This is a genomic window from Massilia sp. BGA-UO-ETr-WB1 (genome assembly GCF_059567845.1).
Genome location: NZ_JCAQOT010000006.1, coordinates 1 through 23,913 on the forward strand (window position 1 = coordinate 1; position 23,913 = coordinate 23,913).

Consider the following 23,913-nt stretch of genomic DNA (forward strand, 5'->3'; position numbering starts at 1 on the left):
TTGCGCCACCACGGAAGGCCGGAGGTGTTCAACAGCGACCAGGGCTCGCAATTCACCAGCACGGCTTTTACCGATGTGCTTAAGCGTGAGGGCGTCACCATCAGCATGGACGGACGTGGCCGGGCGCTGGACAACATCTTTGTCGAGCGGCTGTGGCGGAACGTGAAGTACGAGGATGTGTATCTGAAGGGGTACGTCAACATGGCGGAGTTGACGGTGGGATTGGCGCAATACTTCGCGTTCTACAACGCGCAGCGACCGCACCAGGCGCTGGGCTACCAAACGCCCAGCCATGTCTACAGCGCCGGTGTTGGCGGCGGTGCATTGATCGTCGACAGGTTTGGTGACGATGACGATAAGCCGCAGGACAAGAGCAATACGGGGCAGCGCCGGGCAGCTGACGAGGTGGAAATGGGCACAGCTTAAATTAACCGGCAAAGTGTCTTGACTGACGGGTCCACTTTAGATGGCCATGCGCGAGCCAGACTTGCTCGACGCCCTCGGGATCAAGGCACATACTTCTTCAGGGTTCATACCATCCGAAGTCTTGGTCACCTTGACCCGGCTAAAGTTCGGTAACTCTAAGGTTCAAAAGATTATCGCGTTGACTTTGCATGAGCGTATCGTGAAGGTGACCATGTGGTACCTGCGTCGAAACCCGCAATGGTCACCGGTAATCGAGCGCAGCAGCGAATCGAAAAAGGAACTGATCTCCGACCTCTGGGTGAAGCTGATGGCCACACGCACCTTGGTTTCCTTTGCGGAGGTGCGCTTTTTGCTATTTCTCGAATCCCGTATCCTGGACTGGTTAAAATCACAATTGTGGCAGAAGAATTCTGCTCCAGCAGCGGAGGCGCTGGAAGCGCCCGTTGATGAGAATGGCGACTCCACGTCACTGGTGGACATGGTACCGGATGATGATGCCATGCCGATCCAAGATCAGGTCGAGCTGAAGGAGCTGCTGCAGCGTTTGGAACTCCATGTGCTGAAGTTACCGAAGAAACTTAGGGACGCCGTGTACTACTGCTTCGAGTTGGAAATGACTCACGAAGAAGCAGCCAAGCTCATGAAGTGTTCCGCCAGGTCTGTTCGGACGTATCTGAACAAGGCGCTGGTTCTGTTGCGCAAGGGGGTGTGAGATGAACAACATGAATGTGAAAGTAAGTCGTGAAGCCACGGCTTTGATCGAGGCACTCCTGCTTGAGAATCCACACCCTACTAACGGAGATTGGAAGGCTCTTGTGATGAACAATCCAGACTACGCATCGGAAATCGCCGACTTCTCTATGCTGTTTTCGCGAAATATTCATCTTCAATCGGAGGCTTATGATGAGCCTCTTGATCAAGATTTATTTGATGAATTGAGTGAGCAGCTCTTTGATATGCTTGGATCTGTGGAGAGTTCAGCGAATGTGGCTCAAGTACAATTGGAGAAGGTTGTTGGGCCTAAGTCTCGAACCATCGCTCGTGATATTGGGCTTCGTGAGCATGTAGAACTCTTAGATCAAATAATTAGTGGGGAAACTAAAGCCCCGTTTGTGTTAGTTAAGAGACTTGCTAGCAATCTTGGGTTAGAGATTGCCTCTCTGGTACAAGCATTTGCACTAAATTTTTCTCATCGTCCAGCGCAAGCATTCAAGTCAGATGGAAAACCTCAATTGGAGCAAGAGCCAATTGATTGGGAGGATGCTGTTCGCGCTGCTGAATTAGATCAAGAAGACACTGATTACCTTCTGAGTTTAGAGCGAAAGATAGAATAAAGTGAATGCTTTTTTTCGTGCGAGACATGAGGCCTCACTCTTGCGACAAGAGTTGGCGGGGGACGCCGCGTTTACTGCAATCGATTCTAAATCTCTCTTTGCCAACGTCGAAAGTGTTCTCGATATTGGGGTAAAGGCGGTTGCGTTCACCAACTCTGTTCTAAAGGGCGGAAATGCAACCCTTCGTCGGAAAAGCAAGTTTATCTATTATCGAAGAGATCTCAACTGGGATGATCAGGCCTACCTGATTGCGCATGAGTTGGGTCATCTCCGACTGGATGACATCTCGGACGAGACAGTCAATCACGTTCATGCCTCGGGTGTTAGGCCAACCTCACAGTCAACTGCCGTAGTTGATTCGTATGGCGCTCGCGAACGGGATGAGCTGCAGAAAAATACCTTTGGACGAGAACTTCTTCTTCCTAGAACGGTGGCAAAAGCATTATTTGAGCAAGGATGGGGCCCTAAGAAGATTGCCAAGGTTTTAGGCATTCCATTAGAGGTAGCTAGGCAGCAATTGTTGGACGCCATCTTGTTACCTGAGTACGTCCCCCCGCCGCCACAGGATCTACCGCAACCAACGCCTGTCCAGGTTGCGGCAATCAATGCGAGCGAAAAGCACGTCAATGTCGTTGCAGGTCCTGGTACAGGCAAGACAACTACCCTTGTTCATCGAGTGAAGAAGCTCATTGAAGTTGACGGTGTGCCTCCGAAGAAGATCCTCGTTCTGACCTTTACCAATAAGGCTGCAGCCGAATTGGTTGAGCGTCTTCAGCGCAGTGGAGTGAAGGGGGCATCAGAGATCTGGGCTGGGACGTTTCATGCCTTTGGCTTAGAGTTCCTTCGGAAGTACTATCAGCACTTTGAGTTGCCTCAGGACGTAACAGTGGCGGATAAGATTACCACTATTACGCTGACCGCTAATGCGCTCGCCGGCGCCACACTTGAGCATTACCGACGAACGGATGACCCTTATGAATGGTTGCCGAAGGTGACCGAGGCGGCGCAACGGATCAAAGAGGAGTTGGTAAGTGTTCAGGATTATTTGGAGTCAGCGCTTAAGGTATGCGAGGACTCTGAAGAAGCTATCTATCGTGACGTAGCAACTGTCGCGAATGTCTATGGTGGGGTTTTAAAGGAAGCTAGGTTAGTCGACTTTGTTGATCTGGTGGCTCTTCCCGCGAAGGCAATCGCCTCAGATCGTAGCAAATTTGTTGATATAGCGGATCACTACGAACATATCCTGGTTGATGAGTTCCAAGATATGACGACAGCGATGCTTTCTCTCATTGAGGGCTTGTCGCTAAACGCGAAGGCACTGTGGGTGGTTGGAGATATCCGACAGGCCATTTATCACTGGAGAGGATCATCACTCGATGCTCTTTTAGGCTTCTCGGACCGGTTCGCTGACGCCAAGTTATACGTCCTCACGCAGAATCGGCGTAGCAGCGATGAGATCATAGCCTTAACTCGATCAGTTGGAACACATCATCCTTTACAATCGCGTCTCGCTCTTCCAACGGTAACTGGAGTTGTCGGGAAGACCGGAGCCGTTCCGTCTATGGGATGCGCTAGTTCCAGAGCCGAGATGTGGAATGGGCTGATACAAGGAATCGAAAGTCTTCATCAATCCGGCATAGCTTACAAAGACCAAGCAGTTCTGGCTCGTAAAGGAGGATGCGTTGACGCTGCGGCAGAAGCATTGCAGTCTGCTGGTATACCCACTGTGTACATAGGCGATATTGCCGAGCGCGATGAGATCAAAGACATACTCGCGGTAGTTCAGTTGGTGGTTGAACGTCAGCCGCGTGCACTACTTCGAGTCGGCTTGTTGGCCTCACCACCAATGAGCTTATCGGACGTCCAAAAAGTGTTTGAGACTCTGACTTTGAATCCGGACTTGCAGCGTATGGGGTGGTTGAGGCATACAATTCCAGGTGCATCAAAAAATGGCGAGCTTAGTCAACTAGACCTAAGGAGGCGGCTCGGGAAATTTACTTGGTCAATGTCTCCGTGGGATTTCATTTGTGAGCTCATTTTAGAACAGCGCTTCTTGTTGCCCGATGTCGATGATTTGTCTTTAGACGGTCATTTGAAGCGGCTGGCGGTATGGCAGTTTGCCTATATGAGCAGGATTAGTGATGGGCTACGTAAGCGGTGGACACTACATCGTTTCCTCAATAGATTGAGATTGCGGCAGCAGATCAATGATTCGTATGTTGATCGACAGGTTCCCCCTGAAGCAAATGCTTTGGACGGTGTGCGCGTAATGACGGTCCATGCTAGCAAGGGGCTTGAGTTTCAGGCGGTACACCTCTGTGGTGTGCACGGCGCAGACTTTGCGGGCGGGAATGAGCCTTCTCCGCTTCTGCCACCAGAGGCGATTAACAGCAGCCCACAAGATTATCAGGAAGAGTCTGATATCGAATGCCACAACCTGCTTTATGTCGCCGTGTCACGTGCGAAGCGGCATCTGAGAATTTTTGAAAGCTCCGATGAGTTCCCCTTCCCGTTCAAACGTGCTGATGCTTTGCACCACGCAATAAATGAAGGCGTTCTTACTCTGCATGCGTTAGCTTCGCTTCCTAAGCCGCCCGTCCAGGCCCCAAACCATCGCCCGCAGCAGGTTGGGAGCGCGCGTGTCAGCTTTGACGAATTCAGGACATACGATAGATGCCCTCGGCAGTATATGTATCGTTTCATCATGCAGTTGGGACGAGAGGTCGCGCCTAACTCTGCCCTTCAGGCGCGCGCGACAGTGATCAGAGCTCTGGATGTCATGGCGCGGGCTGGGGATTTTCGTAATGCGATTGCCGTCTTCTACACAGAATGGATAAAAGCACGCTTACCAGAGCCACAACTCGATATCCAATTATGGGAGCAGGCTTGGAATGCGTGTGAGCGAGGTGCGTCCATTTTAGCCGCGGTGAACGGAACTCATTTGGTGCCTCTAGCTGGCATAAACGGTATGACGATCGAGCTTCCATGGGGAGTGGTGGCTCCGGCGCCTGGTGGGTATCGATTGCACGCTGTCGGCTTTTACCCATCGTCCGCTATAGAGCTTGATAAATTGAAGAAGGTCGTCGGGCAGATGATGAGCTGTACTTCGACAGATCTGGCACGTATCGTCGAGGTGCATATGTTTGACTTGAGCCGCAACAGCCTGCTTGAATTTCATCCTATCGTCGTGTACTCAAGGTCAGCGCTAAACACACGTACTATTGGAATGCTAAACAAAGAATACAGCGTTGCCACTAGTAACTACCCTTGCAAGCGCTGCGCCTACGCATATGTCTGCCCGTCTGTCATGATGTGATCTGATTCAAAAAAAGCTTTCCGCATTTGCTTCGATGACTCGATTAAGGAAGTGAGGGTCACATGTTGATGATCCGTTGAAAGCTTAAAATGCAAAACTTTGAAGCCCTGAACCGAGCACCACGCTACGCCATTGAAGTAGCCGGCGCTGCTCTCGCATTCACTACCCTCCAAGTTGCTGACGGTACTCCGACAGGCCGCCAACTGGCTCTGGCCGCTGGACTCCGCAACACCGACGACATCGTCATTTTGGAAATGCAGCCTGATGGCCAGCTGGAAGATGTTCGCCCGGACGAAGTTGTAAATCTCCAGAACTCTTCCCGTAAATTCATCATGGTGAACAGCGATCGAAGCTATAACTTTGTTGTGGACGGCGGCCGCCTCAGCTGGCCGGTGCGCTTGATTTCAGGGGCACAGCTGCGTAAATTGGGTAACGTGCCTGGTCACATGGCGCTCTACCAAGAGTTCACCTCTGCTCCGGACAAAATTCTCGAGGTGACAGACCTGGTCGATCTCGACAGCGCCGGCGTCGAACGCTTCGCAAGCCGTCCAGCATCCTGGCAACTCAACGTCCAAGGTGTGCTGATCAACAGCGGATCGCCAACGATTAGCGTTCGCGAGGCATTGATCATGGCGAAATTCGATGTTTCACAAGGGTGGCAGATCTTCCTGAAGATCGCTGGGAAGCCGAAGCAGGCTGTTGAACTCGACACGGTTATAGATTTGACCGAACCTGGGATCGAGAAGCTTCGTTTGACCCCAAAGGAAGTGAATAACGGTGAAGCACCGCAGGCCGAGCGCCGTGATTTCGCGCTGCTTGATGTCGATGAAGATCACCTGGACCAATTCGCGACTCGCTGGGAGACGATAATAGAAAACGATCGCCGCTGGCTCATCGTCGAATCGTATCGTGTTCCGATGGGCTACACCTCTGGTGAGACCAAACTGGCGTTGGAAATTCCTGGGACATATCCGGGCTCCCAGATCGACATGTTTTACTGCTGCCCGCCATTGGCACTTTCCAACGGCCGTGAGATCCCTGCGACCCAGGTTCGCGCGGTCATCCAAGGTGTTGAATTTCACGGATGGTCGCGTCACCGCGGCCCGGCATCCGAGTGGAAGATCGGTGTCGACAATGTGGTGACTCACTTGGCTCTCGTTGAATCCGCATTGCAGAAAGAGGTAGAGTGATGCTGCCGGCGCTGACTCTGACGTTACCTCAGGCTATGCACACGCAGCTGCACCGTCATCTGTTCTGTGGCGATGGTCGTGAGTCCGCTGCAATCGTCCTTTGCTCACGCGTGCCTCGACCACGTCGCCGCCTCCTGGCTAAGCACGTTATCCTGGTTCCGAATGCGGCGTGCAAGCGCCGTGCTTTGGATCAGATCACTTGGCCTGGTGAGTATCTGGAGGAAGCCATTGACCTCGCGGAATCGGGGAAGCTAACCATGATTCTCATCCACTCGCATCCTGGCAACCAGCTCGATTTTTCTCCAGTTGATGATCTTAGCGATCGTATGGTTCTGCCGTCACTTTTTCAGGCGGTGGATACTTTTCATGGAACTGCAATTATGGTTCCCGATGGGACCGTTCGTGCCAGGCTGTATGACAAAAGCATGGAGTGCGAGGCGGTCGATCTGGTATCTGTAGCCGGCGATGATTTGCGGTACTGGTGGGGTGACGCTCCGAGAAATGGAACACGGGCTAGGCCTATCGCATTTACCAGTGCGATGACCGATGAGCTACATCGACTTACTGCGGTTGTAATTGGTGTTTCGGGGACTGGTTCGCCTGTAGCTGAGCAGTTGGGCAGGCTTGGTTTTGGAGGCATTATACTGATCGATCCTGATCGTGTTGAGAAGCGAAACTTAAACCGTATTCTTAACTCAAGACTGCAAGACGTAGGGGATGAGGTTTTCAAGGTCAACATGTTTGCTGCGGCGATAGCACGTTATCGTGAGGCCGACGTAGCTTACCCTGTGCCGGCAAGCCTCTCTACGAGGGAGGCTGTTCTGGCAGCGAGCCAGGCGGACGTGATTTTTTGCTGTACTGATACCGTCGAAGCACGCTATTTAGCGGATCTCATTTGCGGCACTTTCCTGATTCCTTTGTTTGATGTAGGTGTCGTTATTCCTACGAAGCAGATTGACGGACGCGCTCAAATTATTGAGGCTTACGGCAGGATTGACTACGTTCAGCCGGGAGGTGCCTCGTTGCTTGATCGAGGTGTTTATACGCCAGCGAGTCTGGAGGCCGAATATCTGAAAGGCGCTGCACCTAGTGCGTTGCGAGATCGGATCGATGCGGGTTATCTACCAGGCGCCAACGAGGAGGCACCTGCAGTGATTTCCTTGAACATGAGGGCTGCGTCAATTTGCCTTTCAGAGTTCATCAATCGAGCCTACCCCTTCGGTGAGCCCAATCGCGGATACGCTCGCGTTTCCTTTACGGTTGGAGCTCGTGAGCAAGACTATGATTCGGAAGATAGCTTCGGCACAAGGGCGATAATGCCTATCGCTCAGGGAGATGCGGAGCCTTTGCTGGGATTGCCTAGCTTAAAGGCACCTCGGGTTCGGAGGCCGGCATGAAATTTTTTAACTGGGGACGACGGATCGCAGCAAGGATCTTAAATAGTTGGGGGCCGGCGAGATCTGTGATTGTGGTTGAAAGGGATAGCCTGCCGCCGGTGCTTCCTTATCGTAATCTCGTTCTGGCTCAAGACGATGGCGAAAATTGGTGTGTCGGCATGCGTTGCCCGTGTGGGTGTGATGAGGTTATCGAATTATTGGTCGTCCCGGAGGGGAAGCCCAGATGGGACATACTCATTGATCTCTGCGGGCACCCGTCAATTACTCCCTCAATCTGGCGATCAGCGGGATGCCGTTCTCATTTTTGGATTAGAAGGGGGCGCATAATTTGGTGTTGAGGAACCGCAAGTTATACACGTCAAAGTTATAATTGGTGAGTTTTCTTTACTGCATATTCCGATATCCTTGTGGCAACGTATGGCCGATATCCTCTCACAAGAATTCAAGATCAGCGTTTAGGTCTTGAGAGCATCTCTAAGCAGTCTCCATGGCAAAAATGATTCCGGATTTTGGTCCGGCAGAAACAGATAGTTATAGTGAACCGCTGGTGTATAACCAGCTCCAAGCACAGCTGCCGAATGACTTCACTGTTATACATAGCCTTCCTTGGCTTTCGGCCGCAATCCAGCAGCTCAGTGGAGAGCGAAAACCGCCTACTGGAGAGATTGACTTCTTGATCCTGCATCCTAGACTTGGCGTCCTGGCGGTAGAGGTCAAAGGCGGGAAGTACCGCATCCAAGGTGCTGCGTTCGTGTTAATGCGCACAGGTAAGCGTGTCGCTGTTGTGAAGCAAACCCGCAATAACAGCCACGGACTGGCCAGATGGCTGGCCGGTAATAACTCATTGCGAGCGCCTGTAGGTTACGCTTTTTGTTTCCCAGACAGCCACTTCTCGCTTGATGTGCTGCCCCCAGCGATGAAGGATCCAGGTCAAAGCGGTACACAATCCTTGATGCTCGATATGGCTGATATGCACAGATTGGGCAGGCGGATTATCGAGATCATGACGTACTGGGCGAAAGAGCTTCGTATAAGCCCATTAGGCGAACGCAAAGTCGCAGAATTGGTTAAAGCGTTGTGCCCAGATTTCGATGGAACTCCTCAGTGGGGCCTGAAAGTTCTTTACGATAACCATTTCTGGTTGCGCCTCACCCCCGAACAGATGGGGGTAACGAACCGACTTCTGTCGACACAAAGGATTATTGTTACGGGTTGGCCTGGTACCGGTAAGACGTTAATTGGTATCGAGGCCGGCAGACGCTTTTGCAAGGCGGGGCTGAAAGTGTTGGTTGTGACGTTCAATAATTTGTTGGGTGACTATTGGGACAAGCAATTGGCCGGCACAGACTGTGCGGTATTCACCTGGCACAAGTTGTGCCGAATGGCGCGATCCAGGCTCAATCGCTCAGCGCTTGATGATGATGAGTTTCGTGAGTGGGGCAAGGACGAATGCGCTCAGGACCTATCCGCAGCTCTGGATGCAGGGCTGCTTAATAGCTATGACGTATTGATCTTGGATGAAGCTCAGGCTTTAAAGCCTAGCTGGTGTGCGTTGTTGTTTCAGTGGTTTGAGAAAAAGCAGATTTCCGTCTTCTGTGACGAGACCCAGGTATTTTCATTTGAGAAGGAACCAACGACTCTTGCATTGCTTAGTGAAATGCTTGGCGGGATAGTCCCGTTTCACATGAGTGTTGTAATGCGGATGCCTCGAGGAGTCACAGATCGACTGCGGGAAGTTAGAGAGTCTCACGTCCAGATAAGTACTCCTCGGATGCTCGAGGCTGATACAGTTAGAGAAATGGTGGTAGACGGTTGGGACGCAGTGTTGCCTACCATTGTTGGACATCTATTTGAACAAGGCGTGGCCCCATCTGAAATCACCGTGTTAGTGAAGGCGGGATTAGACCGTCTACCAAAGTCCGTCGTCGATTTCTTGCTTGAGCATGGTGATATTTGTGTCGTACCAGTCGCTCGGTTCCGCGGTATGGAAACCCCAGTCGTACTCATCATTGGCGCTGAGGATTTGACGGACACTGAGCTTTTCTGTGCATATTCGAGAGCAACTACAACTTGCATGGCATTTTTCTCTGCCGAGCGTCTGAGACTGTCTAGCGCTGGCCGCTTCTTGGAGAAAGTGCTTACCGAGACTGCCAATCGGAATGTCCTTAGCGACCTTCAGCATCGTCTTCATCCTAGAACGATGCTCGCTGCACACGAGACAAAAAAACTCGCTGAGGTGAAAACAATTAGTCTCTCTTGGTGTTATTCCATGAGATGCTGGGTATTCCCCTTTAATGAAAATAGGCCAATGAGGCTATGGGCTAATCACTTACTTAATGAATTTTCTTGGCCAGTACTAAGTTGGTCCGATGACGCTCAGCGAACTGTCAAGCTCTACAACGTAGATACCGAAGAAGATATTTATGGAACGGGGCTGACTCTAGAGTTTTGCGAGCGGTGTGAGAAGAATACACCTACAGACTATTTCTCAAGAGAGTGCTCAGTCTGCAGTGGCGTTCTCTCTCATCCAAGGGGAAAATTGATGACTAGCCACGTGGATAAATTGGTCGCCCATGATCGGGTGATTCAGGGGATGCTCGGGGCTCTTTCGTGGGAAGAGATTCTAAAGAGACGAGAGGAGCTTCCCTTTTTCTTGGCAACTGCCACTTTGGGAGAATTCGGACTCCGTAATAATCGACGGGCGGAAACCTTTGACCGGTACCCAGACACCGGTGGGAGTTGGATCTATCGTGCCGCAGTGATCCAGGTTACCGCTTGGTTGATGATGAAAAATGACGGCGAAGCATTTTCACTCACTGATATTGCCTCTCAAACTTATCACAAATTTTTGGCGACAAAAGGTGTCGATGAATCGAGATGGCGTCAGAACGTGGCAATGGTCGTTAACCTGCATAGACTGGCTGGGAAAGCTACTTCAGTGCGCAAAGGAGTGTACGCTTTGACCTAACTTAGCTTGCTGCAGTCTTGGAGCATGACAGTCTGCTCCAAGCGTACTGAGTTTGGGATGATGGCTTCCGTGTTCTGATGTTTGGTCGACTGACTGCCGGCTCATCACTATCGTAGGATGTGGATCAGTAGGACTTACGCGCTCACTGCAGCAGTGTGTCATGGTCCAGTGCGGTATTGTAAAAATGCCAAACCATTTTTAGAAATTCAAGGAACGTAATGAAGATTCGTGTTTACACGACCGATGGCAACACCCAAAGTTCTATAGTCGCCGAGGCGCACGTAGATTCTCTTCGCCTAATGATAATGGCTGAGTCACGAGAGGATGAAGCACGCAGAAGAGGGCGCACATGGACCGCAGGGGCGATTCCATTTTTTGCGCAAGAGCTAATCACAGCCATCCAAGAGAAGCGGCCTCTAAAGCAGGTTGAAATGGAAGCCGTCAATGCGGCGCTTGCAGCTTGGCTCTATGATTCTATCTACGATGGTGTCGGGGCTGATACGTTTGCAAGATCCGGTCTTAATTTTGCGATCATTCCTGGAGGTGCTGTTAAGTATGAACGTGTACCGGCTGCGGCCTCTGAGAAGTGATGGCGATGATTCGACTGCTCAATTCTATACTGGGCTTCTTTAGCAAGAAAATGGCAAAGCAAATGGACGAAGCAATTCCCTACGTTGAACGAAAAATTGTCCTCAGCGGAGGTTGCAACCTTATTTGGGCTTACCTGAACCGCAGAAAAACTCAAGGGCCATACGAGCTTTTTCTGGATACCAATGCTTTGTCGCGTGCGGAGTGGATACAAGAGTTGCCGGCAGAGTTGCGAGGCAAGGTGGTGATCAATCCATTCTATGCGTTTCTGGAACAGTGGATTTCAAATCCGCAATTCCAAGAGAACGCCGTGGTCAGGATGAAGGGTTTTCTGCAGCCGTTCCGTGACGCAGGCGTCCAATTCCCACCCAGTATTGAAACGGCTCTGATGGAGCATTTTCGTAAAAACGACACCCAATATAGAACGCAGTGGAGTCTATTGTTTTTCTATATCTCCATCGCTAAGAAGGTGCTTGACCACAAAGGTGGCCAAGTTGAGCAATTGCGGATACTGGAAAGAATAGTCGGCGCCGACATTCCCCGCTTTTCGGGTTGCCTCTTACTTATTGGCCTAGCCCTGCACCTGCAGTCCAAGCAGGGGCTTAAACTACCTGGCGACAGCAAACCCGCATTCTCCTTCCTAGAATCGTTTTTCGCATTCCAGTCGAAAGAAAAGGGGGAGCCAAACTATGTTTCGCGAGACTACTTACGCAACAGAGCAGGGGATCTCGGTCTGTGGTATCTGTTGCCTATGCTGCACCAACACAGCTTCAATCAAGCTGGCGATCAAGTCGTGGTAACAAAGGATAAAGCTCTCACAAAAGTGATCCTACGTCTCATTCCACCGGTGGTTCTTGCAAGTCGACAGGTCACGTTCGCGCCGACCATGACAGATCTATCCGAGAGCGACTCCGACGGATGGCGATCCATCATTGATCGGCTTGTGCTGCCGCCCACTGTACCGGCTAACGCCAAAGAACGGTACTTACGAATGCACAACCTATATCAACTCGCGCGTGAATTGTGTTCCGATGGCGCCGAGCGCGTAGAGATCGATGCGGTATGGGAGGAGTGGTTTGCGAAAGGTCATGGCAAACCCTTGGAGCTTTCGCCAGTCTAAACATCCAACAGAAGAATGTCCATTAGGCAATTTTCTAGAAACTGGCTGGCAGACGACACCGGCACTAGAGGTCCAAGCGGGCTGCGCGATTCGGTTCGTCATTCGAACCGTTCATTGCGTAACCGGTCTTGTGCGGCCTCCACGTCAATTCTCCTCGCGCCGGCTGCCCTCATTCGTTCTTGGGCCTCACGGACAAGCAAGCGGAAGGACGCGTCGTGCAAATTTATTGCGTCGTCCAGCGCTTCAGCGTTGTGCGTAATCATGGCGCCGCGGGTATTTTTAAGCGCTTGCCATTCCATGCGGTCAGCAAGTTCGATCAACGTGTCTCCCGGCGCAGTTGATTGCCGCAGTAGTTCCAACGCTTGCTTCGTCATGCGCGCACGACCAGTGACAGGATCATTTTCCACGACAGGTACGACACGCACCGCGAGCGGCAACCTCCGCACGGGATCAACGGCACACCAAGCGGCCAAACGGTGTGGTTCCACCTTCTCAATCGGGTATCGGCCGTCGGGAGCTTCAAACCCTAGTAGTTCAACTGCAGTAGACAGCGCGCGCGGACCATCTTGGCATAACGCAGTGAGTACAGCTTCTGGCTCTCGCTCTAGCAACACGATTGTCAATTCCTGGTAGTGCGAAGCCAGCATGTGGTACTCCCGTGACGCAGCGCCCATGCGCGCAGCCAGGCGTGCGACGAGAGCGGCAGCCCCGTCCCCGTGAATGCCCACTTTTGCGATGCGCGAAACAGAGAACGCATCTTCTGATTCATTGGCTGCGAAGGTGAAGTGTTCGAGTACCTGCTGGCAGACGGTCACCAAGTCGACATCAGGTACAAATTCAAATCGTTCCAGCCGTTCCAACCAGCCTTCCAGGCCGTTGACAGCCGTGTGGCTGTGGCCGGCTGCTGCAACCTGTACCAGTAGTTCAAGTGCCGCCTGCTGGACGTCAGTCGGCGCCGCGGAAGCTGCCCGCAACCAGCCAAGTTCCCTAGCGGGTACTTTGCCCTCCATGTACGCCTGTTGAACACGCGATAGGCCGACGGCGTCGAAACCAGCCGCAGCCTGCAACGAAGGGAGCACAAGTGCCAGCTCAGAGCTAGTTGAGCACTGGTCCAGGAATTGATCAGCCAACGGGCGATTGTGGTTCACGAGTTCCATCATGAACCCGCGTAGAACGTGCGGTAAGGTGCGCCAGGGAGGATCATTGGAGTTGTTCATAGCTATGACTGATTCCAGCTCCGGCACCATCGTATCCCATACCTGCTGATGCGTACTCTGTTCCTGCGCTAAACCAATACCGAAGTCCTCTGTCCTGCCCGGGCGCATCAGCAGGTGTTGCGCCACTGCGCGTAGCGTGCTCAGATCATGTGCAGTTTCGCGCCCAAGGTTCTGGACTGTTGCCGCAACTCGCTCTAAGTAGTTTGCATGCTCTTCGCCTTCACGCTTGCCTTCAAATACGCCGTCCCCGTAAAGTACGGTGCCTAATACCCTTCCAGCGAGGTCGGTTGGTGCCAGTTGGGCTTCCAGCTGCAGCAGCAGATGCAGACCCTGCTGATTCCGTTCGCCATACTGTTGGGTAGTGCGCACTGCGAGCCAACCTTCACGCCAGAACTCTCCCGCTGAAAAGTCGGTCATCTGCTGTGCCAACACGCCGTGCAGCAGTGGGAAGGCCCACAGTGTCTTGAAGGATTTGGTGAAAGTTTGGCGGGCAAATTCGGCTTGTTGCCCTCCAGCCTGGCCCATTGTGGCGAGCAGAGCCAGTCCTTGCCGGAACCAGTCGGCCCGATCAACATCAGTGGCGGGGCGATATCCATTGTCTCGGTTGCGTGCACCGAAGTTGAAATTGCCGTGACTGCTGATGCTCGTCGAAATGGCCTGGACCAACGCCAAGCGGCCCAACTGTTGCATCGGCACCTCTGGATCTGCCAACCACCTTGCGATGTGTGTGAATCGTATCGCTACCGGTGCATGCGTGCCGGAACGATACGGTTGGAAGAACGAGACGAGGATTTTCCGTGGTTCCTGGATCTCAACGCGGTGTCGGTTCGTGCGAACTACGCGTTCGAGTAGGGTTACACAGCGGTCAAAAAACGCTGCCTCCCAAGCCAGCAAGCGCAGCACCTCGAACGCATGACGCGCCTGGTCCAGCCACGTTGTAAAGTCTTCCTCAGCTGCCCGCTCAATAGCTGCCAGCGCTGCGGCAGGTGCGACAGGGGCCAGGTACGCCAGCAAGAGATGCTGCGGCGGCGTATACCTCAACACCTGACCTAACCTACCACCCGGACTTAACAACTCTTCGGACCATCTAACAGCTGCCTGGCAATCGTGCAAGAACGACAGTCGATGGCAAAAAGAGCCAAATAGCCGCTCGTTGTCTGTTTGTGCTAAGTGGCGGCGTAGCTGCCCATTGAGAATCTTACTGAAGGCGTTGTGCGCCAGATGATTTGCCAACGCGTGGGGTAATACCGCTCGCCAGTTTGACCGCGATTGCACCAGGTCGCGATCACGTAGCGTTTGCACATGGCGAAAAAGCTCGCCAAGGCTCATCTGGGCCAATTCCGCGATCACCGGCAACTCTGCGAGGTCTCCCTCCTCTGTTACACCGTCAAACGAATACACCAGCGCGCAGGCCTCAGCGGCGCGTAGCAACCCGTCGTTCGGCGCATTTCGTTGGTGGAACAGGCGGTCGAAGATCGCGCCGACGCGCAGCTCTGCAAGCCGCTCACCTTTGCGCACAGTTTCAGCGATGGCCAGCGCAATGCGGGCGTTGCCTCCGGAGACGCGCGCCACGGTGTGCGTATTCTCTGGCGTGAGGATTGGGTAACGCCGGTGCAACAGATCTTCGATATGCGAATCGGACGCGGCGTACATTTCGACCACTTGCGTGGACTCGGCGGACCCGTCGCGCACGTCGTATTCCACTGTCAACAGGCTAATCTTACTGCCGTATTCTTTGCAAGCCAGCGTTAGTCGCGCGTGCGTGGCACTGCCGCAGTTGTCGATGATTAAAATAGCGTGTCGTCCCTGGGCCAGGAGGTCTTCAGCCATGCCTTCAGGCTGCGGCGAAGTGAGTTCGTGGAAATCGGTGTAGACGACGGCGGCGCTCAGCAATGTGCCTGTTCCGACGTTGGGATCAAATAGGGCTTGGACGAGCCTAGTTTTGCCGACACCGGATAACCCGACTAGTCGCACTGCGGAACCTGGTTGGCGCAGCATCTCACGTAGTCGCGCGATGGCAACGGTGTCAGTCACCGCCGTTTCGTCATCATTAAAGCGAACGCGGGCGCATTGATCGGTCAGATAGGATGCGTCGGCTTCTTCACTCCGGTTGCTCCAGTTGGCGTATGGCCGCCATCCTGACAACGCCCGGCCGACCTTTTCGCGTACCCACAACACTAACCCGGGGTATTCACGAACCCAGTTGGCTACCCGCGTCCCGTCATAAAAGTCGGTGTGCAGATGGCTCGCTTCCGGAAAGCCGGCGAGCGCTTCTCGCATGGCCAAATGACGTGCGCGTAGCGTGCCATCCGTTAGGGACGCCTTTGCGCTGACGATGATATAGGCGCCGCCGGCCGCCATCAGTTCGACTATGACGGGCCGCAACTGTCCACTGGGGCACATTTCCTGCAGAATCGCCTTGTGGGCTCTATCGGGGCACTTTACCTGGTAGCCGATGTTAGGACGGGGAAGGTTCGGCCCTGTTGCCGCGCCGGCGTCCAATCTCACCCTTACGTCGATGCCACCGTCGGGTGCATCCTGGTGTCCGCCATTTTCAACTGCGAGAATCGACTGCCCATTGCGCACAAGCTCTGCGGTCGCCAGGCGAGCCACCAGTTCCCGAAGATCATCGTCGGCAAGTCGGGCAATGTCCTCAGGGGTGACATCGAACATTCGGTTCCCTAGCGGATGGGGTAAATCCGTAGAGTTTAACGTACCGACGGAGAACAATCAAAGGCGCTTGCCAGTGAGCTTCTCGTATATGTCGTTGCAGCGTACCCCGACTTCTGCCGGCTCAAAAACCGTGATCAGGTCGATATCCTGTTCACGAATTTTCTTCATCGGCTTTGGCAGGGCGGTGTCCGCTGCGACATAGCTGCGCAGCGCCGTTTTGGCCGCCACAGCCTTCGTCAAGGCGTCCTTGTCAGCTGCTTTGCACTCGGCGAGTTTGCCTATGGCGTCTACGAACTTTGTGTCGGCGTTTTCGGCCGCCGTGCGTTGTTCATTGTGGCGAGTCTCCTCGGCCGCGTCACGCGCCCCGGGAACGAAGATCGTATTTGCCCGGTCAGTGACAGCCTTTTTCACGTTCTCGTCATTGAAGATCGACGCCATGAAGGCGAAGAAAGGGCTACCTGGTTGAGTTTCGGCCACCAGCGCTGTCACCGTAAGGGGTTTTCGCGCATCGGCTTCGCTGAGCGTGAACCATGACGGCTCGTACGGTGTCGAAGATGCTGGAGTGTCGCCAGCTGGGGGGAACTTGAGTATCTGGCCCTGGCGCATTGTGCCAAGTACCACGGTTGCGGCCGGGTTGGTGCCCATGTCCGGTCGGGTGCCGGCGGCGGAGAATGCGAAGAGCCCGACGACGTTACGATCGGTGCCGCCGGTTATACGTGTGCCCTGAGGCTCGTTAAGTACCGCCACCAATGGGCGGATGGTAGCCGCAGTTTTGTCTTCGCTCAAGATGATGGCGCCCTCGAAGAAAAAGTCGGGCTTATCTACAGGCCAAATGCCGTTCTTCGTTAAGAGCGTATAAGCGTTCGGAGGCGTTGCGTAGTCCTTCAACCAGGGCGCATCAGCAGCGGGTTTGTCTGTATGAAAGCGGCCGCGCAGTACCTGCACACAAGCGGGGAAAGAAGCGCCACCGGCAAGATTGCGTGAGGCCATGGCCTTCCAGGTTTTATCCTTACCGGCTTCGTTCAAAGCGTTGCCGAGCAGGTTCACGCCTTTGGAAACTACGGCCGTAAGCACAGTGTCTGTCAGACCCTTACCGGTAGGTGGTTGAGAGGTGATGCAAGGCCCAACGCCAACCTGTACACCTTCGTACACAGAGTTCCGAAGGCTCCTGCGCATGCTGTCGGGATCGGATGTCGTACCGCATGCGGCCGTGAGAAGGACCAGTGAGTAGCCTGCGAACAACACTTTCAATCGGTGCGATATGAGCATTGGAGACCCCCTTGTTTTGATGTAATAATTGCCATTCTGAAGAATTTCCAGCTTGTGCGCTATCCCTCCGTCAACTTTTTCAGAGGTGGGTCAACTATGCGTTGTAAAAGCGTGATCGTGGGCGGCGGTGGCATACTCTTGAGCTTCGCCGTTTTGGCACAGGCGCCTTGCGTTCCGCACTCTGGGGCCACCAGAGTGGCACCGGATCCCCGCACTTGGCTCGAAATGGGGACGCTGCGCGTTTGCGGACTGCCGCGACAAGAGGATGCTGGGGCTCAGACGGCGGATGTTTTGGTGTGGGAGGCCGGCGAAGCAACCTGGGCTCGGAACGCGGCATTCTTGCAAGCCGGCGCCGTTATCGTGGCCAGGCGGCGAGGCGACGTATGGCAAGAAACGCGACGGTTACGTGCGCCCCAGCCCGCCGCATATGGAGGGTTTGGCACGCAGCTAGGGTCGAACGGTCGATGGCTGGCCGTGCTCTCCAAACGGCCGCAAACTGTATGGCTCTTCGACCTAGATGCGTCGAACTCCCCAGGCCAGGAACTCCAGGCAGTACGTGGGTTCGCGCAGTCGGTCACCATGCACGGCGACCGTCTCTTTGTCGGTGGTCGAGGCGAAGCACGCATCTTTAAGCCTGGAGGGGCTTGGGCGCTTGTCGGACGCGTAGCTTCGCCGCCGGGAGCTGCAGATGCCTTCAGCGGCCAGATCACCTCCCAGGACGATTTGCTCGTGTCGAGCGCATCGGGCTTGAATCATGGGGATGGCGGTGCGCTTCCTGGCAGGGTGGACGTGTACCGACTTTCTGGGCCAGCTGGCTGGCGCTGGGAAGCACGGCTAGCGCCTACCCCGAACGCAGGCGCTTTTGGCCATGATTGCTGTGTCGCCCTCGATCGTGGCCAGGTGCTAGTGACCGTGGTTGGCCAGCGCTGGCGCTTCGAGCGAAAGTCTGGTGTCTGGCTGAACGTGTCGGGAGAGGCGCCATGAGATGGCTGAAGAACGCATACAACATGCTGGACAAGGTACTCCTTGGCGTCGCGATGCTGGTCAGTTGCGCCGCCGTGCTCGCACAGCCCCAATCGCGGATACGCATCCCCCTGCCTGTCCAACATTCCCTGCCGATCACTGGGTTGACACGGCTGGAGGGATTGGGCCTTGTGGCTAGTACGGCGGAAGATGGCCGCCTAAAGGTTTGGGAAGAGCATAGCGGTTTGTTAGTTTCCGAGTCTGCCTCGCTGGGCTATTCGCCGCTCGGTGGTCTTGCAAGCGACCCTTCCAAGCCAGGACGCGTTGCCGTTGGTACTCTAGAAGACAAGCCGGGATATACGGCTATTCTTGGCGGAGGCGCCGTCATCCGTATCCTCGATCTCGGCACTGGTCGAACCCTGCAGCAGTTCGCTGGCCAATCCGGCCGACTACGATTCTCACCAACAGGTAAATGGCTCACTTCATCGGCACACTCCCTGCTGTCCGTCTGGAACACGCAGTCTGGCCGGCTCCATGTGGCGCTGCAGGTCAGTGCGCAATGGGCGGACTTCGCAGGTCCGGACACCTTAGTGTACCGTCGGGATGATAGGTTAGTGTTTTTGGACCTGAATACGGGGACAACCCGGGTGGTTAAAACAGGGGGCCGTGGCGTGTTCGCTATTTCGCGTGACAGCATTTGGATAGCCGATCTTGGCGAAAAAGAGCTCCGAGTCTGGCGCGCGGCCGATGGTGCCATGCAGGTCAGACACCCGTTGCTGTCCGAACCAGAGTTCATCTATTTCGCGTCGGATGGATCGATCGTAGCTGGGGGGCATTCGAATTCGATCTGGAGCGGTGGCGCTCACAACCTGGTGTATCGGTTCAATGCGGGCGACTGGGCGATGGAGACTTTCACTGCCGGTAACAGTCCAATCACGATGCTGGCAGAGGGAGGGGATTCGCTTCTCCTTGGACAGAGCAATGGGCGAATTCAACGCGTCGCTATCAAAGAACGCGAGTTCAGGCCCTCTATGGGCGTTGATGCCGATGACATCTCAGCGGTGGCGTTCAGTCCTGACGGGCGTTACCTGGCCGGCGGCTACTCAACTGGGGGCGCGGCGATATGGGAGCCAACTTCAAACTGGTATCGTGTGCTCGATCCTTTGGGAAAAGTGCGCACGCCGCCCGAGCCAGGGTTCAGTGAGACCGGCGGTCTGGTCCACATCACCCAGACCGCGATTGTCGGTGTTGGTGTGACGAATGCCCCTGAGTTCACCAAAGAGCGTGTCGTTGGACTGACCTTTCTCGGGAACGAGAAGCTCCTGATGGTTCATCAAAGCGGGGCGGCGGAAGTTGTCAACGTCGCCGATGGCAAAATCCTGAGCAAATTTACTACACGGGAGCCACTAGTTGCGGTGGGGGGCAATCCTGCCCGTGCAGCCATTTTAGGGCGTCGTGGGGTCACATTCATCGAATCGTCTGACCTTGCACAGCGAACCGTTCCCATTTCAAACGTCGTCATTCGGAAAGGGGCGTTTAGCCCATCTGGCGATCGCTTCGCCATCAACACTCATGAGGCCATCATCGAACTGAGCGCGGTGACTGGGGTAGAACTGCGGCGTACTAAAGCACGGCCGGGTGTGCCAATCTTTCTGGCCAACGGAGTACTTTCTCGACTGGCCTGGCACACATCTCCAGTCGACGTTGATCCGCCAGGGTGGGACGAGGGGGCGCCGGCATTCGATTGGTCCCCGCAGGACAATATAGGCGTGCTTGCCACATCGGATGGCCACGTCCGAATTTGGAGTCGCGGAGTCCAGGCATTTAATGCACGCGACTTTTCTATCGGCGGGTCAGCCAATGCCGTGGCACTCAGTCCAGACGGGCTCAATGTCGCCATCGGCTCTGGGCATGGGCGTATTGCGCTGCATCGGGTCAAGGACGGCACCCCATTGGCCGATCTGGCGAGCTACGACCGCAGGGGATGGATCGCGCGCGGATTGTCACCTGGGTTGGATGAGACGTTTGATGGCTCCTATGGGGCTTGGGACAAACTGAGAGGCACCCTGTTGGCGGAGCCATTGGTGCCGATAAATCCTGCCAACTTCTTTTCGGCGGCCTTTCGCCCGCAACTTGTTGCTGAGGTCATGCGCGACAATGTGGCTGAGCCGCGTCCCGGCACATCAGTAGGCCTACAGCACAAACCTCCGACACTGCGCATCATGGCTCCCGTCGGTAATTACGTGCGGGAGGCATCGCCATCTAACACGTCGACCATGTACCTCAATGCAGAGCGGCGCCGCAACCAAAAAGGCGAGCCGTTGACGTTCAGTGTGATCCAACCTGCCGATGAGGATAGCCTGGTACGATCGCAGCAGCGCGCGGTGTCGAAATCCGTTACGTTCAAGGTAGAGGTGCGCGACGCCGGGGATGGGATTGGCGAGTGTCGGATATTTCGCAATCGACGCCTGTTACGGACGATTGTGCCTAAGGCACCTGGCAATGGCACGGCGAATCTTGAAATCGAAGTGCCGCTGCGAGAGGGCGACAACGTTCTCTCGGCCTACTGCTTTGCAAAGTCAGGCTTACGCAGCCCCGAGGCCGAAGTGCGGGTCTTCGGTGCTGAAAGCTTGAAGACAGAACGGATTGCCTACGTCCTGGCAATCGGTATCGACGCCTATTCCCCCACCAACTCGAAGTTGAAATATGCCGTGGCGGATGCGAATTTGGCCTCGACAAAGCTTTCCGCCGCTCTCGGCGCGTCGGGACAGTACGGGTCGGTTCGCCAAGCAACGCTGCTCGACGGCGAGGCTACGGCAGATGTGATTCGCCAAGCGTTGCGCATCTTGGCCGGCTCGGAACCTCCCGTAACCCAGGGGGCGCTGTTGCAGTTGAAAGCCAGCACGCCGTCCGACGCCGTGTTCCTTTACTTCGCCGGGCATGGCGGCGGATTTGCAGGTGACTACCGATTGATCGCAGCAGACGGTCAGGTCGGCAGCTCCAAGGTGAGCGGCACTGTTTCGGCAAGCCAGATCCGCGACGCATTGGAGCCGCTTCAATCCGATCGAACTGTGGTCATCATTGATGCCTGCGAGTCTGGCAAAGCACTCGACCAGGTCGACGCGCGTGCCGGGCCGCTGGCCGGCCGCAGTTTCGCCCAGCTCGCCTACGATAAGGCCATCTTCGTGATCAGTGCCGCGCAGAGTCAACAGGCGGCACTGGAACTTCAGAGGCTCGGCCACGGCGTGTTCTCGTACGTGCTGTTCGAACGTGCGTTCGGGCCCGCCGCTGACGTTAATGGCGACGGCTTCACGAGCGTGCGTGAATGGCTAGCCTACGCGCAGTCTGAAACGCCTAAAGAGGTCGAAACAAGCCTGGCCACTTTAAGCCGCTCCCGACCGCAGCGTGCCGTGCCGAAAAGGGAAGATAAGAAGCGCTCGACTTTTGCAGATGTGGTGCTCAGTCGCGCGCAGACGCCCCGAGTCTTCATACCTGATCCCCAACTAGCGCGGGAGTTCATCATCTTGCGCCCCACCAAATGAAAACACTAACTTTGCGTATTTTCCGATGGGGAGCGACGGTGGCGATGTCGCTTGTGGCATGCGTAAGCCTTGCTGCAGGGCCGCCACCGCCCCGCGCACTGCTAGTTGGCATAGGCACTTACGAAAACGCCGCTGTGGCTGGTCTGAAGGTGCTACATGGCCCTGCGAACGATGTCGCCAATATCCGTAGTGTCCTAACCGAGCGCTATGGCCTCGCTGAGCGCGACACGACTGTGCTGCTCGATAAGCAAGCCACGCGTGGCGCCTTGCTGGCGGCACTTAAGCGGGTATTGGTTGATGAGGCCAAGTCCGGAGGAGTTGCCCTGTTTTACTTCAGTGGACACGGATCCCGTGTTTATGACAAAAATTTGGACGAAACTTCTCAATTCGATAGCACGATCCTCCCATATGACGCGCGTTCCCAGGCGCAGCCGCTGGACATCACCGACGACGAATTGGGAGCTGTGGTCGCTGCGTCGATAGCCAAAGGCGTCAAGCCGATCGTGATACTGGACAGTTGCCATTCGGGTACTGGAATCCGGTTCCTGGCGCAAGCGCGTTCGGCACCTCCGATCAAGCGCACTACAGCGGTGGTCAGGAGAGGCGGTACGCTGCAGTCACAGCGAGATGTCACTCGCGACTTCGGGACTTTGCTTGCAGCTGCCCAAGATAGTGAGGAGGCGTTGGAGATGGAGCGCGATGGAACCATTCAAGGCGAGTTCACTCGCGCCTTAGTGGGAGTGCTTCGGGGGGCGGAGTCAGATGTGACCTATTTGGACGTCATAACGCGTGTGCGCGTGATGATGGCATCGTTCGGGGTTCCCCATCGGCCCCAGGCAGAAGGCGAACTCCAACAACGCTTCCTTGGCACCGGTCCACTGCGGCGGACACCGATGCTGGCAGAGCCGGTCGATGCCACCACCGTGTTGCTGCGCAGCGGCGCTGCTTCAGGCGTCACGAAAGGTTCCAGGTTTAACTTTTTCGCCACCGCTGGAGCCGGGGAGGGGACACCGCCGCTGGGAAGTGGCGTCGTTGACGAAGTGCGTCCGAACTCGGCGCTTGTAAGATTGAGTGGACCGGCTGCCGAACTGCCTTCAACACTGTTTGCGTTGGAGAGCAGCCATTCCTTTGGGGACCTCAAGTTGCGAGTCGCCATTGTCGGCGGCACGCCAAGCCAGCAGGCCCAGCTTGGCAATGCCCTAGCCCAGTTTGACTTCGTAAGCGTGGTTCCGAACGGGGCCGCCACACACTGGTTGCAGCTCAATACTACAGGTATCCAGGTGTTGCTGGCAAACGGCACCCGGATCGGTGCTACCGTACCTATGGATGCCGGCATGCTTCCGGAGCTTGCAACTTTGCTAGGACGTCTCGCCCATGTACAAGCATTGCTGGGTTTGAGCAATCCGAGGCGGCCGCGATCTCCCGTCACCGGTAGCATCGTTCTGGCCAATGGCGCATCTTCGGATGTTAAGGAACCAGTGAAACGCGATGGCGAGGCGATGCTACCTGTGGGACAAACATTTAAGTTGAGGCTGTTCAACAGTGGGGCTTCAGCAATGCATGTTTATGTGCTGAACATCGCGCCCAACCTGTGTGTCGAACTGCTCAGTCCGGCGCCATGGGCTAAGGATGAACCATTGAATGGCCTGTTCAGCACTAAACTGCTGCGTGCCGGGCCAGAAAAAGGTCGGGAGTACTTCTTGATACTTGCTGCCGATGAACCTGTGGCTCTGGAGTCTCTTCGTCAGCCCTGCGTGGAGAGTGGTTCTGCCCGAAGCGTGGCCAAGAGTTTCGACGATCCACTGGCACAATTGCTGTTCAACGTGGCGGCAGGCCGACGTACAGCGGCTGGTGAAATAGCACTGGACGGCTGGTCGACGCAATTTTTAAGCATTACCGTTGAGTAGTCT

The 23,913-nt window shown here is 55.0% G+C and carries 14 protein-coding genes; 12 read left to right on the forward strand and 2 right to left on the reverse strand.

The features are described 5' to 3' along the window. The 10 genes from AC56DV_RS00545 to AC56DV_RS00590 form a co-directional block, all read left to right on the forward strand. On the forward strand, positions 1 to 426 hold a 426-nt coding region (locus AC56DV_RS00545; protein WP_496312369.1), incomplete at its 5' end, for a transposase. A gap of 46 nt (positions 427 to 472) precedes the next feature. Then, entirely contained in the window at positions 473 to 1,138 is a 666-nt protein-coding gene (locus AC56DV_RS00550; protein WP_496312370.1) for an RNA polymerase sigma factor, read from the forward strand. 1 nt (position 1,139) lies between these two features. Continuing rightward, positions 1,140 to 1,760, forward strand: a complete 621-nt coding sequence (locus tag AC56DV_RS00555) for a hypothetical protein (protein ID WP_496312371.1) — start codon at positions 1,140 to 1,142, stop codon at positions 1,758 to 1,760. A gap of 40 nt (positions 1,761 to 1,800) precedes the next feature. Continuing rightward, positions 1,801 to 5,076, forward strand: a complete 3,276-nt coding sequence (locus tag AC56DV_RS00560) for a UvrD-helicase domain-containing protein (RefSeq protein ID WP_496312372.1) — start codon at positions 1,801 to 1,803, stop codon at positions 5,074 to 5,076. Positions 5,077 to 5,165: 89 nt separating this feature from the next. After that, complete coding sequence (locus AC56DV_RS00565; RefSeq protein ID WP_496312373.1) at positions 5,166 to 6,266, forward strand: multiubiquitin domain-containing protein; 1,101 nt, start codon at positions 5,166 to 5,168, stop codon at positions 6,264 to 6,266. Between the two features lie 35 nt (positions 6,267 to 6,301). Continuing rightward, the gene (locus AC56DV_RS00570; RefSeq protein ID WP_496312393.1) at positions 6,302 to 7,663 is read left to right on the forward strand and encodes a ThiF family adenylyltransferase; all 1,362 of its coding nucleotides are present in this window, start codon (positions 6,302 to 6,304) and stop codon (positions 7,661 to 7,663) included. Then, on the forward strand, positions 7,660 to 8,001 hold the full coding sequence (locus AC56DV_RS00575) for a ubiquitination-like system serine protease family protein (protein ID WP_496312374.1): 342 nt from the start codon (positions 7,660 to 7,662) through the stop codon (positions 7,999 to 8,001). Before AC56DV_RS00570 ends, AC56DV_RS00575 begins: the two co-directional genes overlap by 4 nt. 149 nt (positions 8,002 to 8,150) lie before the next feature. Continuing rightward, complete coding sequence (locus tag AC56DV_RS00580) at positions 8,151 to 10,631, forward strand: AAA family ATPase (protein WP_496312375.1); 2,481 nt, start codon at positions 8,151 to 8,153, stop codon at positions 10,629 to 10,631. 218 nt (positions 10,632 to 10,849) lie between these two features. Further along, complete coding sequence (locus AC56DV_RS00585) at positions 10,850 to 11,221, forward strand: hypothetical protein (RefSeq protein WP_496312376.1); 372 nt, start codon at positions 10,850 to 10,852, stop codon at positions 11,219 to 11,221. Further along, positions 11,221 to 12,339, forward strand: a complete 1,119-nt coding sequence (locus tag AC56DV_RS00590; RefSeq protein WP_496312377.1) for a hypothetical protein — start codon at positions 11,221 to 11,223, stop codon at positions 12,337 to 12,339. The genes AC56DV_RS00585 and AC56DV_RS00590 overlap by 1 nt, the downstream gene beginning before the upstream one ends. A 98-nt stretch (positions 12,340 to 12,437) precedes the next feature. Here the strand turns inward: AC56DV_RS00590 and AC56DV_RS00595 are convergent, their stop codons facing one another. Together AC56DV_RS00595 and AC56DV_RS00600 are read right to left on the reverse strand one after the other, a co-directional pair. Then, positions 12,438 to 16,229: a hypothetical protein gene (locus AC56DV_RS00595; protein WP_496312378.1), complete on the reverse strand. Its 3,792-nt coding sequence runs from the start codon at positions 16,227 to 16,229 to the stop codon at positions 12,438 to 12,440. Between the two features lie 57 nt (positions 16,230 to 16,286). Next, the gene (locus tag AC56DV_RS00600) at positions 16,287 to 17,276 is read right to left on the reverse strand and encodes a hypothetical protein (RefSeq protein ID WP_496312379.1); all 990 of its coding nucleotides are present in this window, start codon (positions 17,274 to 17,276) and stop codon (positions 16,287 to 16,289) included. A gap of 1,202 nt (positions 17,277 to 18,478) precedes the next feature. On the opposite strand from AC56DV_RS00600, the gene AC56DV_RS00605 reads away from it, so the two are divergent. After that, positions 18,479 to 22,003, forward strand: coding sequence for a caspase family protein (locus AC56DV_RS00605; protein ID WP_496312380.1), 3,525 nt, complete (start codon positions 18,479 to 18,481; stop codon positions 22,001 to 22,003). A 44-nt stretch (positions 22,004 to 22,047) separates the two neighbouring features. Beyond that, positions 22,048 to 23,910 carry a caspase family protein gene (locus AC56DV_RS00610; RefSeq protein ID WP_496312394.1) on the forward strand — a complete coding sequence of 621 codons (1,863 nt, stop codon included), beginning with the start codon at positions 22,048 to 22,050 and terminating at the stop codon, positions 23,908 to 23,910. The last annotated feature ends 3 nt before the right edge of the window (positions 23,911 to 23,913 follow it).